Below are 12389 nucleotides of genomic sequence, written 5' to 3'. Positions count from 1 at the left end.
AGCGACCCAGGGCAGCGCGCGGTTTCGAACCATGGCGCGACCCTGGATTGCTTCGCTCCGCTCGCAGAGACGGGAGGGTTCTCAGGCGACCCGGTCGATCGCGGCGCCGAGGATGTCGACGATCTCGCCGATCTGGCCGCGCTCGATGATCAGCGGCGGCGACAGGGCGATGATGTCGCCGGTCACCCGGGTGAGCAGGCCGCGCTCGAAGCAGTCCACGAACACGTCGTAGGCGCGCTTGCCCGGCGCGTCCGGGCGCGGCGCCAGCTCGACGCCGGCGACGAGGCCGATGGTGCGGATGTCGATGACGTTCTTGCGCCCGCGCAGGTCGTGGATCGCCGCCGCCCAGTCATCGGCGATGTCGGCGACGCGGGTGAGGAGCCCCTCCTCCCGGTAGATGTCCAGCGTCGCGAGGCCGGCCGCGCAGGCGATCGGGTGCCCGGAATAGGTGTAGCCGTGGAACAGCTCGATCCCGTCCGGGCCCTGCATCAGCGCGTCGTGGACCGCGCGGCTCGCGAAGACCGCCCCCATCGGCACCGTGCCGTTGGTCAGGCCCTTGGCGCTGGTCACGAGGTCCGGGACGACGCCGAAGAAGTCGGTCGCGAACGGCGCGCCGAGGCGGCCGAACCCAGAAATCACCTCGTCGAAGATCAGCAGGATGCCGTGCTTGGTGCAGATCTCGCGCAGGCGCTCGAGGTAGCCCTTCGGCGGGATCAGCACGCCCGTGGATCCCGCCACCGGCTCGACGATGCAGGCCGCGATGGTCTCGGCCCCGTGGAGCGCCACCAGGCGCTCCAGATCCTCGGCGAGTTCCGCCCCGTGCTCGGGCTGGCCCTTCACGAAGGCGTTGCGGGCCGGGTCGTGCGTGTGGCGGAGGTGGTCGGTGCCGTTGAGCTGCGGGAAGACCCGCCGGTTCGACACGATGCCGCCGACCGACAGGCCGCCGAAGCCGACGCCGTGGTAGCCGCGCTCGCGCCCGATCAGCCGGGTGCGGGTGCCCTGCCCGATCGCCCGCTGGTAGGCGAGCGCGATCTTGAGGGCGGTGTCGACCGATTCCGAGCCGGAATTGGTGAAGAACACCCGGTCGAGGCGCTTATTGGGACCGCCCGGGGCGATCTCGGCGAGGCGCTCGGCGAACTCGAAGGCGATGGGGTGACCCATCTGGAAGGTCGGGGCGAAGTCGAGGGTCGCGAGCTGGCGCTCCACGGCCGCAGCGATGCCCCGCCGCCCGTGGCCGGCGTTGACGCACCAGAGGCCCGCGGAGCCGTCGAGGACCTTGCGGCCGTCGTCGGCGGTGTAGTGCATGCCCTCGGCCGACACGAGCAGGCGCGGCGCCGCCTTGAACTGGCGGTTGGCCGTGAACGGCATCCAGAAGGCGTCCATCGCGGGCGTATTGCGGAGCGGATGGTCGGTCATGGGCGGTTCTCCGGGACGGGCGACGCGGATCGGCGGCGGGACCAGGGGACACCTTCACCGATCGGGCAACAAGTCCTTTTCTGGTCGCCGCCAACCCCTTGCAGGATCGGGGCCGCGGGTGGCACCGTTGCGGGATCCGCAACACCTGAAACGGGCCCTGGCCGGATGAGCATCGATGTCGGCGCGCGCCTGCGCTTCGTTCGGGCCCGCCACGGCCTGTCGCAGCGGACCCTCGCCAAGCGCGCCGGCGTGACCAACTCGGCGATCTCGCTGATCGAGGCCAACCGGGTGAACCCGTCGGTGGGCGCCCTGAAGCGGATCCTCGACGGGGTGCCGATCGGCATGGCCGAGTTCTTCGCCCTGGAGCCGGAGCCGGAGCGCAAGGCGTTCTTCGCCGCCGAGGACCTCACCGAGATCGGCCGCCGGGCCGCCAAGGGGGCGATTTCGTACCGTCAGGTCGGCGACAGCCTGTTCGGGCGCAAGCTCCAGATCCTCAAGGAGCGCTACGAGCCGGGCGCCGATACTGGCCGGGTGCCGCTCTCCCACGAGGGCGAGGAGGGTGGCATCGTGCTCTCCGGGCGCCTCGAGGTCACGGTGGATGCCGAGCGCCGGATCCTCGGCCCCGGCGACGCCTACAGCTTCGACAGCCGCCGCCCGCACCGGTTCCGCTGCGTCGGGCCCAACCCCTGCGAGGTGGTGAGCGCCTGCACGCCGCCGAGCTTCTGAGACGGAGCCCGGCTGCGGCGGATGAAACGCCCGCCCTGTCGCGTGCAGGCGTTGCGGTCGGCCAGCAGAGTGGCGCATGCAGGGCGGCGTTTGAATTCATAATGCCGCGCGAGGATCGATGGCCGTCACGACCGCAAGCCCGGCCGCCGGGCCCGGACAGAACCAGTCGGCGCGCGCGGCGCTCGCGGCCTTCGTGGGCACCACGATCGAGTGGTACGACTTCTTCATCTACGGCACGGCGGCGGCGCTGGTGTTCGGGCCGCTCTTCTTCACGGCGGAATCGCCCTACATCGCGACGCTCTCGGCCTTCGGCACCTTCGCGGTCGGCTTCCTCGCACGACCACTCGGCGGCCTGATTTTCGGCCATCTCGGCGACCGGTTCGGGCGCAAGCGCGCCTTGGTGGCGACGCTCGTGATGATGGGCATCGCCACCTCGTGTATCGGCCTGCTGCCGACCTACGCGTCGGTCGGCCTCTGGGCGCCGGTGATGCTGGTCGTCTTGCGGCTGATCCAGGGGCTCGCGGTCGGCGGCGAGTGGGGCGGCGCGGTGCTGATGGCCGCCGAGCACGCGCCGGCCGGGCGCAACACCTTCTTCGCCTCCTTCGCGCAGCTCGGCAGCCCGGCCGGGCAGATCCTGTCGCTGCTGGCCTTCCGGCTCGCGGGCCTCCTCGACAAGGAGAGCTTCCTGACCTGGGGCTGGCGGGTGCCGTTCCTCGTCAGCATCCTGCTGCTCGGCGTCGGGCTCGCGATCCGCCTCGGCGTCGCGGAATCCCCGGCCTTCGAGAAGGCCCGGGCCGCCGGCGGGCCGCCGCCGGCGCCGGTGCGCGAGGTGCTGACGACCTGCCTGAAGCCGGTGCTGCTGGCGGCGGGGGCCAACACCTTCGCGATCGCCTCGGTCTACCTGTTCAACACCTTCATGATCGCGTTCACCACGCAGTATCTCGGCATCGCGCGGGCGACGATCCTCGACGCCCTGCTGATCGCCGCCGTGGTCCAGCTGGTGATGACCCCGGTGGGCGCCCGGATTGCCGAGCTGATCCGCAATGAACGGCTGTTCCTCCAGGGGACGCTGGTCTGGGCGATGCTGGCCCCCTACCCGCTGTTCTGGCTGGTCGAGACGCAGTCGGTGCCCCTGATCGTGCTGGGGCTCGCCCTCAACGTCATCGGCAGCGCGACCTTCTACGCGGTGATCGCCGGCTACCTCGCGGGCGCCTTCCCGACGCGGGTGCGCTACACGGCGATCTCGATCGCGTACCAGTTCTGCGGGGCGCTCGCCGGCGGCCTGACGCCGATCGTCGGCACCGTGCTGGCCGAGCGCTTCCAGGGCCACTGGTGGCCGATCGCGGTGTTCGGCACGGCGCTGGCCGGCGTGTCGTTCCTGTGCGTCACGGCGATCGGCGGCTACCGGGCGCGGCAGCGGGGTTTCCTCGACGGGTGAGCGCGACCGGTCAAAGGCGCCGGATCCGGGTAACGCGGGATTCAGACCGGTGGTCCAGGATCGGCGGCATGGATTCGATCGCCGCAGCCGCCGTCCAGATGCTGGGTTCGTCCCAGAACCAGCAGATCGGCATCGCCGTCGCCAAGCAGCAGCTCTCCGCCGACAAGGCGGTCGCCGGGCTGGTGGCGGACAGCGCCGCCGAGGCGGCGAGCGCCGGCCCGCCGGCCCCTCCCGGACAGGGCCAGAGCGTCGACCTGCGGGTGTGACGGAGACGCCGCGCTCCGCTTTCCGGGCCTCGCGCGAACCTGGGGTGCTTCGCTGCGCGCGCGATGTCGGCGGGCTCTCCGGCGGCCGTTGAACGGCCGCCCCTACCCGAAGCCGTAGAGCCGCCGTGGGTTGTCCACGAACACCATCCGGCGCCGATCCGCGTCCGGCACCCAGTCGGCCATCAGGTCGAGGAGTTCCCGCGTCCGCGGCGGCCCGTCCCAGGCGGCCACGTGCGGCCAGTCCGAGCCCCAGAGGCAGCGGTCCGGCGCGGCGTCGTTGAGCGCCCGGGCGAAGGGGATCGTGTCGGCGTAGGGGGGCCCGGTCACGGAATCCCGGAAGGCGCCCGAGAGCTTGACCCAGTTGCCGTCGGCGACGAGGCCGAGCAGTGCCCGGAACCCCGGATGGTCCACGCCCGCCGAGGTCGGCATGTGGCCCATATGGTCGAAGACCAGCGGCACGGGCAGCCGCGCCAGGCGGCCGGCGATCGGCGGCAACTCGCGGGCATCGAGCAGGAACTGGAGGTGCCAGCCCATCTCGCGGGCGAGCGCCCCGTAGGACTCGACCGCGTCGAGCCCGACCCCGCCGCCGAACAGGACGTTGAGGCGCAGGCCGACCACGCCGGCCTCCTTCAGCGCGGCGAGCTCCGCGTCGGGCAGGCCGAGCGGGATCACCGCGACGCCGCGCAGGCGCTGTCGGTGGGCGCGCAGCGTCTCGACCATCAGCCGGTTGTCGGTGCCGTGCACGCTGACCTGGATCAGCACGCCGTTGGCCATGCCGGTCCCGTCGAGCATCGCCAGATACCGCTCGGCCGGCGCCGCCGGGGGCGTGTAGCTCCGGTCCGCCACCAGGGGATAGTCCGGCGGCAGGCCGATGACGTGGGCGTGCGTGTCGACCGCGCCCTCCGGCACGGCGTAGCGGGTCGGGCCTTCCGGATGCGGGTCCGGGGCGGGGCAGTCTCGGATCTCGGGCATGATCAGGAATCCGCGTGGAGGACCTTGCCGCGCGTCTCGGGCAGCGCGAAGGCCGCCAGGAAGAAGATCCCGTAGGCGACGGCCGCGAAGATCGCGATGGCCGAGGCGAGACCGGCGCGCTCCGCGAGGTAGCCGACCAGCGCCGGGAACAGGGCGCCGATGCCGCGGCCGAAATTGTAGCAGAACCCCTGCCCCGAGCCGCGCAGGCGGGTCGGGTACAGTTCGGTCAGGAAGGCGCCCATGCCGGAGAAGTAGCCGGAGGCGAAGAAGCCCAGCGGGAAGCCCAGCACCCAGAGCACGCCGTTCGAGAGCGGGATCTGCGTGTAGGCGACGATCACCGCGATGGCGCCCAGCGAGAAGATCAGGAAGAGGGGCCGCCGGCCGAGCCGGTCGGCGAGCCACGCGCCCACGAGGTAGCCGGTGAACGAGCCAATGATCAGGGCCGCGAGGTAGCCGGTGGAGGACACGATCGACAGGTGGCGCTCGGTGGTCAGGAAGCGCGGCACCCAGGTGGTGATTGCGTAGTAGCCGCCCTGGCAGCCCGCCGCCGCCAGGGAGGCGAGCAGGGTGGTCTTGAGGATCGGACCGGAGAAGATCTCCCAGATCTGCGGCCGGTCGCCCGTGGCGGCGGCCCGGGCACGGGATTCGGCGGCGACCTCCGGCTCCTTCACGTAGCGGCGCAGGTAGAACACCAGCAGCGCCGGCAGCGCGCCCACCGCGAACATCCAGCGCCACGCGGTCTCGGGCGGCAGAAGCGAGAACAGCACCGCCTGCGACAGGACCGCGAGGCCCCAGCCGATCGCCCAGCCGGACTGGACCGAGCCCACCGCCCGGCCGCGATACTCGGCCCGGATCGTCTCGCCGATCAGCACGGCGCCGGCCGCCCACTCGCCGCCGAAGCCGAGGCCGAGCAGCGCCCGCGCGATGAGCAGCTGCTCGAAGTTCTGCACGAAGGCGCAGAGGAGGGAGAACAGCGAGAACCAGAGGATCGTGATCTGCAGCGTCAGCACCCGGCCGATGCGGTCGGCGACGAAGCCCGCGAGCCAGCCGCCGAGCGCCGAGGCCAGCAGCGTCACCGTGGCGGCGAGCCCGGCCGTGCCGGCATCGACGTGCCACAGCGCCATGATCGTGCCGATCACCAGCGGGTAGATCATGAAGTCCATGCCGTCGAGGCACCAGCCGGCGGCGCACGCCCAGAAGGTGTGCCGCTCCGGCGGCGTCATCGATCGGTAGAAGGCGGTGAGGCTGGCGTCGCGGATCTCGACCGCGTCCACGCCCGTGGGCCCCTGCCCGGTTGCTGAACTCATCACCGCCTCCCGCCGCCCGATACCAGTATCAGCGTCCCGGGCCGAGCTGTCCAACGATGCGGCGGGTCACGCAAGCAACCGGAAAGGAAAAGGCCGCCCGGAGGCGGCCTGTCCCGTTCTTTTCACGCTCGATCGACGCTCAGTAGCAGCGCTCGACCAGAACCCGGCGGTAGCCGTAGGGCGTCCAGCGCACCCGCGGGACCGTGTAGCAGCCGCCGCCGTAGCCGTAATCGTAGGCCGCCGGGGCGTAGTAGCCGCCGTAGCCGTAACCCGGATAGCCGTAGCCACCGTAGCCGCCGTAGAGGCCGCCGGCCGCGAGGCCGAGCCCGACACCGAGGCCCAGGCCGCCGAGCCCGTAGCCGTACCCGCCGCGGTAGCCGTAGCCGCCGCGCCAGCCGTAGCCACGGCCGTAGAAGCCACGGCCGTAGCCGAAGCCGCCCGGACGGAAGCCGACGCCGCGGAAGCCGCCTCCGAAGCCGCCGTTGCGGAACCCGCCGAACCCGCCGCCGCGGAAGCCGCCGCCGAACCCGCCACCGTGGAAGCCGCCGCCGAAACCGCCGCCATGGAAGCCGCCGCCGCCGAAGCCGCGCGCGTCCGCGCTGGCCGGCGCCAAGGCCAGAGCACCCGCCGCCAGCAGGGCCGAGCCGAGCACTGCACCCTTCATCACGTCATCTCCGTGGAAACACGCCCTCTGCGGCTAAGAACGCTCGAACCGGTAAAACGGTCCAGCCCCGGCCGCGGCGCGCGGTCGCGAGACGCACCCGGCCGCGTCCGGACCCATCCGGGCGCGGCTCGGACACGAAATTCGCCGCTTTCCAGGGCGAAGGGCGGGCCGAACGAGCTTCGCCGTCCCCGACTCGCCGTCCCCGAGCTGCCTGGAACGAATGATGATGCTGCGCCCGGCTCACGCCCTCTTGATCACGCTGCTCGCCCTCGCGGCCCCGGCCCGGGCGGCCGCCCCGGCCGCGACGGAGCCCTGTCGGGCGGTCGAGGCGCAGGGTGAGACCTTCACGGTCTGCACCATCGACCTCCGGAAGCGGCGGCTGCGGCTGTTCTGGCTCCAGGACGACGGCAAGCCCTACGGCGCCCTCGGCACCCTCGCCGAGAAGCAGGGCGGTCGCCTCGCCTTCGCGATGAACGCCGGCATGTACGACAAGGACCAGGCGCCGGTCGGCCTCTACGTCGAGAACGGGCACGAGCTGAAGCGCGTCTCCACGGCGGACGGGCCGGGCAATTTCCACCTGAAGCCCAACGGGATCTTCTGGCTGAAGGGTGAGCGCGCCGGGGTGGTCGACACGTCCCGCTACCTGCGGGCGAAGATCCGGCCGGATTTCGCCACGCAGTCCGGGCCGATGCTGGTGATCGACGGCCAGATCCACCCGAAGATCGCCGCCGACGGGCCGAGCCAGAAGATCCGCAACGGCGTCGGCGTGCCCGGCGACGGGCACGTGGCGATCTTCGCGATCTCAGAGCGCCCGGTGACCTTCGGCGCCTTCGCGCGGCTGTTCCGCGACGATCTCGGCTGCCGCAACGCCCTGTTCCTCGACGGCTCGGTCTCCAGCCTCTACGCGCCGAACCTCGGCCGCACCGACATCAGCCGCCCTCTCGGGCCGCTGGTCGGCGCGCTGCCGCGGTGAGGGCCGCCCTCAGCGCTGGCCGAAGGCCGTGTCCTTGAACAGGTCCTTGTACTCCCGCGGCTGCGAGCGCCAGTACTGCTTGGGGGCGCGCACCCGGGCACCGAGCTCGGCCGCCGCGTGCCAGGGCCAGCGCGGATCGTACAGCATGGCGCGGGCGAGCGAGATCGCGTCCGCCCGGCCCTCCTGCAGGATCGTCTCCGCCTGCCGGGCCTCGGTGATCAGCCCGACCGCGATGGTGGTGAGCCCGGTCTCCGCCTTGATCCGCTCGGCGTAGGGCACCTGATAGCCCGGCCCGAGCCTGATCGCCTGCTTCGGCGAGACGCCGCCCGTGGAGACGTGGATCGCCGGCGATCCGGCCCGCTTGAGCGCCTGGGCCAGCTCCACCGTCTCGTCGAGATCCCAGCCGTCCTCGACCCAGTCGGTGGCCGAGACCCGCAGCCAGACCGGGCTGCCGGCAGGCACGACATCCCGCACCGCGTCGTAGACCTCGAGGGGGAAGCGCATGCGGTTGGCGAGGCTGCCGCCGTATTCATCTGTCCGCTTGTTGGCGATCGGCGACAGGAACTGGTGCAGCAGGTAGCCGTGGGCGCCGTGCAGCTCGACGGCCTCGATACCGAGGCGCACGGCCCGCTTGGCGGTGGCCACGAACTGGTCGCGGACGCGCTTCAGGTCGGCGCCGTCGAGGGCGTGGGGCGGGACCTCGCCCTCGCCGTGCGCGACCGCCGAGGGCGCCTCGGTGCGCCAGCCGTAGGCGTGCTCCGGCGGGATCTGCTGGCCGCCGGCCCAGGGGGCCTCGCTGGAGGCCTTGCGCCCGGCATGGGCGATCTGGATGCAGACCGGGATCGGCGCGTACTCGCGCACGGCGTCGAGCACCCGGCCCAGCGCCCGCTCGCAGCCGTCGTTGTAGAGGCCGAGATCCCAGGCGGTGATCCGCGCCTCCGGGGAGACCGCGGTGGCCTCCAGGGTCAGCAGGCCGGCCCCCGACATGGCGAGCTGGCCGAGATGCATCATGTGCCAGTCGGTCGCCTCGCCGTCCCGCGCCGAGTACTGGCACATCGGCGCGACGAGGATGCGGTTCTCGAGCGTGAGCGCGTCGAGTGTCAGCGGTTCGAACAGGCGAGCGGTCATCGGCAACTCCTGGTGGAGGGTTCACTCTGGCCCAGGACGGGCGCGGCGGCCAGTGCGGTGCGGCAGAGCACCTCTGCGGGCGGGCGTTGCGGGAACTTGCGGATGTGGCCGCCCGTTTCCTGGCCTGTCGCCGCATTGCGGCAATCGACGCGAACCGCCTGAGGGGGCGAGATCGCCCGAGGTCCAGATGATGCTCACCAGACTCGCCGTCCCGCTCGCCCTGGCCGCCGGCTGCGCCGCCCTCGCGGGCACCGCCCAGGCCCAGCCCGCCGCCTTCGGCGGCCCCAAGATGCTGATCCACGGGAATTACTGCGGACCGGGCAACAACGCGCCACTCCCGCCGATCGACGCCCTCGATGCCGCCTGCGCCCGCCACGACGCCTGTACGCCGAACGGAGGCCTGCCTTCGGAGGCCTGCAATCTCCGCCTGCAACAGGAGGCGACGCTGATCTCGCGCGATCCGCGGCAGCCGCAGGATGTCCGGTCCCTCGCCGGCCTCGTGGCCGCCACCGCGACGCTGATCCCGTCCGAGCCGAACGCCCGGCGCGTCCCGGCCTCGGTCACCACGGGTCCGACCGCGGGGACCTACGCGCCCGCCCTCACGCAGCCGGCGCCGACGGTCGATATCGACACCGACGACGACGGCGCTGACGCGGATTGAGGCGGATTGAGGCGGGCCGCGATCGCCCGTCAACGCGCAAGCGGCGCGGTCCGGCACCCTACCGGTCCGCGCCGATCCCCCGGTCCTTCAGGCTGTCGCCGATCTCGTCGAGGGCCGCCGCGTCGTCGATCGTCGCCGGCATCGTCCAGGGCTCGTGATCGGCGATGCGCTTCATGGTGGCCCGCAGGATCTTGCCCGATCGGGTCTTGGGCAGCCGCGGCACGGTCAGCGCCAGCTTGAAGGCCGCCACCGGGCCGATCTCGTCCCGCACCTTGGCGACGAGTTCCCGCTCGATCGTCTCGGTCGGCCGGGCGACGCCGGCCTTCAGCACCACGAACCCGCAGGGCACCTCCCCCTTCAGCGCGTCGCGGATGCCGATGACCGCGCATTCCGCCACGTCCGGGTGGCTCGCCAGCACCGCCTCCATGCCGCCGGTGGACAGCCGGTGGCCCGCGACGTTGATGATGTCGTCGGTCCGTCCCAGGACCGTGATGTAGCCGTCGGCGTCGATCACCCCGGCATCCGACGTGTCGTAGTAGCCCGGGAAGGTGGCGAGGTAGCTCGACCGCATCCGGTCGTCCGAGCCCCAGAGCGTCGGCAGGCAGCCGGGCGGCAGGGGCAGGCGGATCGCGATGGTGCCCATGGTGCCCGCCGGAACCGGCTTGCCGCCCTCGTCCAGCACTTCGACCCGGTAGCCCGGCATCGGCACGCAGGTGCTGCCGTGCTTCACCGGCAGGAGGCCGAGGCCCATCGGGTTGCCGGCGATCGGCCAGCCGGTCTCGGTCTGCCACCAATGGTCGACCACCGGTCGGCCCAGCACGCGCTCGGCCCAGGCGACCGAGTCGGGATCGGCGCGCTCGCCCGCCAGGAACAGGCTGCGGAAGGACGAGAGGTCGTGATCGGCGATCCGGGCGCCCTTCGAATCCTCCTTCTTGATCGCCCGCAGGGCCGTGGGCGCGGTGAACAGGCAGACCACCCCGTACTCGGCGACCACCCGCCAGAAGGCGCCGGCATCGGGCGTGCCGACAGGTTTTCCCTCGTAGAGGACCGTGGTGCAGCCGTGCAGGAGCGGCGCGTAGACGATGTAGGAGTGGCCGACGACCCAGCCGATGTCGGAGGCGCAGAAGTAGGTCTCGCCGGGCTGGACGCCGTAGAGGTTCGGCATCGACCAGGCCAGGGCGACGAGGTAGCCGCCGGTATCGCGGACCACGCCCTTCGGCTTCCCGGTCGTGCCGGAGGTGTAGAGGACGTAGAGCGGGTCGGTGGCGGCGACCGGCACGCACGCCGCGCTCCGCCCCGCCGCCCGGGCGGCCGCCACGGTCTCACCCCAGTCGCGATCCCGGTCCGCGACGAGGGTCGCGGGCCCTTGCGGGCGCTGGAGGATCAGGCAGGCCTCCGGCTTGTGCCGCGAGGCCGCGATCGCCGCGTCGAGGAGCGGCTTGTAGGCGACCACGCGGTTCGGCTCGATCCCGCAGGAGGCGGCGAGCACCACCTTCGGCGCCGCGTCCTCGATCCGCACCGCCAGCTCGTTGGCGGCGAAGCCGCCGAACACCACCGAGTGGACCGCGCCGAGCCGGGCGCAGGCCAGCATGCCGAACAGCGCCTCGGGCACCATCGGCATGTACAGGATCACCCGGTCGCCCTTGCCGACACCGAGGTCGGCCAGCACGGCGGCCAGCACCGCCACCTCGTCGCGCAGCGCCCGGTAGGTGATGCTGCGCTTGGTCCCGGTCACGGGCGAGTCGTAGCGGATCGCCACCTGATCCGCCCGGGCCCCGTCCGCGTGGCGGTCCACCGCGTTGTGGCAGGCGTTCAGGGTGCCGTCCGGGAACCAGCGTCCGTAGGGGCCGGAATCCGGCGCGAAGGCCCGCTCCGGCGCCCGCGCCCAGTCGAGGGCCCGCGCCGCACCGAGCCAGAACGCCTCGGGGTCGCGGCAGGCCGATTCGTAGATCTCCGGGTAGCGGCCCGGCAGGCTGGCTCTCGTCATCGGTTGGGCGTTTCCTCGCGGACCGCTCTCCGGCGGCGGGCCGCAGAGTAGCCCATTCTGGCGCGCGCGGGAGTGACCACCGGAGAGAAGGCCGCGCCCAGGTCGCGGTGGCCGAGGCCGGACGTCCGCCAAAAGAAAACCGCCGCACCGGGGCTCCCGATGCGGCGGTCGTCAGCTTGAATTCGCTATCGGATTGGACGTCTCAGGCGTCAGTGCAACGTGTCGTTGCCCGCCTGAAGCTTGTTGATCTCGTCCTTGAGGAGGAGTTTCCGTCGCTTCAGCTCGGCGATGTGGAGGTCGTTCGCCGAAGGTCTGTGGATCGCTTCCTGAATCTCGCGCTCGAGGGCTTCGTGCTTCCGGGCGAGTTGGTTCAGATGCGTCTGCAGCGACATGAGTCGAATCTCCTGTCATCGTTTCGACACAACGAGATTGGCACAGGATGCCGGACCTGTCGAAGCGTTTTCTGCTGCTAAGTCTGATGATTGCTTACCGCGCCGCCTTGTCCGGCGCCGGAGCGTGACGCATGCTCTCGGGCGACGAACGGTCTTCGGGTTCTCAGGTGACGATGGCGGACGAGGCGGGTGAGGGTGCGCAGTCGGACCTCCTGGGCGAACTGGCGCGGCTGCGCGAGGAGCACCGGGATCTCGACAGCGCCATCGAGGCGCTGGAGCGCAGCGTCGCCGGGGACCAGCTCCAGATCCAGCGCCTGAAGAAGCGCAAGCTCACGCTGCGCGACCGCATCTATCACATCGAGGACGCGCTCACGCCGGACATCATCGCCTGATGCCGGTGGACGCCCTCCGGCCCCGCCTTGCCGCGGGCCCGCGCCGCCTGTAAGCGCCCTCTTTTGC

General features: G+C 71.8%; 13 protein-coding genes. 6 read left to right on the top strand and 7 right to left on the bottom strand.

Annotated features, from left to right (window positions below):
- Positions 1-81: 81 nt before the first annotated feature.
- Positions 82-1416 carry an aspartate aminotransferase family protein gene (locus tag H288_RS0109820; RefSeq protein WP_020092416.1) on the bottom strand — a complete coding sequence of 445 codons (1335 nt, stop codon included), beginning with the start codon at positions 1414-1416 and terminating at the stop codon, positions 82-84.
- A 165-nt stretch (positions 1417-1581) separates the two neighbouring features.
- On the opposite strand from H288_RS0109820, the gene H288_RS0109815 reads away from it, so the two are divergent.
- The 3 genes from H288_RS0109815 (at position 1582) to H288_RS0109805 (ending at position 3846) form a co-directional block, all read left to right on the top strand.
- A complete protein-coding gene (locus tag H288_RS0109815; RefSeq protein ID WP_020092415.1) occupies positions 1582-2142 on the top strand; it encodes a cupin domain-containing protein in 561 nt (186 codons plus the stop codon).
- A 118-nt stretch (positions 2143-2260) separates the two neighbouring features.
- Positions 2261-3580: an MFS transporter gene (locus H288_RS0109810; protein ID WP_020092414.1), complete on the top strand. Its 1320-nt coding sequence runs from the start codon at positions 2261-2263 to the stop codon at positions 3578-3580.
- A 68-nt stretch (positions 3581-3648) separates the two neighbouring features.
- Entirely contained in the window at positions 3649-3846 is a 198-nt protein-coding gene (locus H288_RS0109805; RefSeq protein ID WP_020092413.1) for a hypothetical protein, read from the top strand.
- Positions 3847-3948: 102 nt separating this feature from the next.
- Here the strand turns inward: H288_RS0109805 and H288_RS0109800 are convergent, their stop codons facing one another.
- The 3 genes from H288_RS0109800 to H288_RS0109790 form a co-directional block, all read right to left on the bottom strand.
- Positions 3949-4818 (bottom strand): amidohydrolase family protein, encoded by an 870-nt coding sequence (locus H288_RS0109800; RefSeq protein WP_020092412.1) that lies wholly within the window; start codon positions 4816-4818, stop codon positions 3949-3951.
- A gap of 2 nt (positions 4819-4820) precedes the next feature.
- Positions 4821-6125 carry an MFS transporter gene (locus H288_RS0109795; RefSeq protein WP_026604804.1) on the bottom strand — a complete coding sequence of 435 codons (1305 nt, stop codon included), beginning with the start codon at positions 6123-6125 and terminating at the stop codon, positions 4821-4823.
- A 139-nt stretch (positions 6126-6264) separates the two neighbouring features.
- Positions 6265-6789 carry a hypothetical protein gene (locus H288_RS0109790; protein WP_020092410.1) on the bottom strand — a complete coding sequence of 175 codons (525 nt, stop codon included), beginning with the start codon at positions 6787-6789 and terminating at the stop codon, positions 6265-6267.
- A gap of 223 nt (positions 6790-7012) precedes the next feature.
- Between H288_RS0109790 and H288_RS0109785 the strand changes: the two genes are divergently transcribed.
- The gene (locus H288_RS0109785; protein ID WP_103985541.1) at positions 7013-7762 is read left to right on the top strand and encodes a phosphodiester glycosidase family protein; all 750 of its coding nucleotides are present in this window, start codon (positions 7013-7015) and stop codon (positions 7760-7762) included.
- A 9-nt stretch (positions 7763-7771) separates the two neighbouring features.
- On the opposite strand, the gene H288_RS0109780 is transcribed toward H288_RS0109785, so the two are convergent.
- Positions 7772-8890 (bottom strand): NADH:flavin oxidoreductase/NADH oxidase, encoded by a 1119-nt coding sequence (locus H288_RS0109780; RefSeq protein WP_020092408.1) that lies wholly within the window; start codon positions 8888-8890, stop codon positions 7772-7774.
- Between the two features lie 187 nt (positions 8891-9077).
- On the opposite strand from H288_RS0109780, the gene H288_RS0109775 reads away from it, so the two are divergent.
- On the top strand, positions 9078-9551 hold the full coding sequence (locus H288_RS0109775) for a hypothetical protein (protein WP_020092407.1): 474 nt from the start codon (positions 9078-9080) through the stop codon (positions 9549-9551).
- Positions 9552-9609: 58 nt separating this feature from the next.
- Here the strand turns inward: H288_RS0109775 and H288_RS0109770 are convergent, their stop codons facing one another.
- Both H288_RS0109770 and H288_RS0109765 read right to left on the bottom strand, forming a co-directional pair.
- Positions 9610-11538: a propionyl-CoA synthetase gene (locus tag H288_RS0109770; protein WP_020092406.1), complete on the bottom strand. Its 1929-nt coding sequence runs from the start codon at positions 11536-11538 to the stop codon at positions 9610-9612.
- A 209-nt stretch (positions 11539-11747) separates the two neighbouring features.
- A complete protein-coding gene (locus H288_RS0109765; RefSeq protein ID WP_012318068.1) occupies positions 11748-11930 on the bottom strand; it encodes a DUF465 domain-containing protein in 183 nt (60 codons plus the stop codon).
- Positions 11931-12061: 131 nt separating this feature from the next.
- On the opposite strand from H288_RS0109765, the gene H288_RS0109760 reads away from it, so the two are divergent.
- On the top strand, positions 12062-12322 hold the full coding sequence (locus H288_RS0109760) for a DUF465 domain-containing protein (protein WP_081636461.1): 261 nt from the start codon (positions 12062-12064) through the stop codon (positions 12320-12322).
- Positions 12323-12389: the final 67 nt, after the last annotated feature.

It is taken from the genome of Methylobacterium sp. 285MFTsu5.1 (genome assembly GCF_000383455.1).
Classification (GTDB): domain Bacteria; phylum Pseudomonadota; class Alphaproteobacteria; order Rhizobiales; family Beijerinckiaceae; genus Methylobacterium.
The sequence above is the reverse complement of the archived record's forward strand: the minus strand, read 5'-3'. Positions and strand labels throughout refer to the sequence as shown.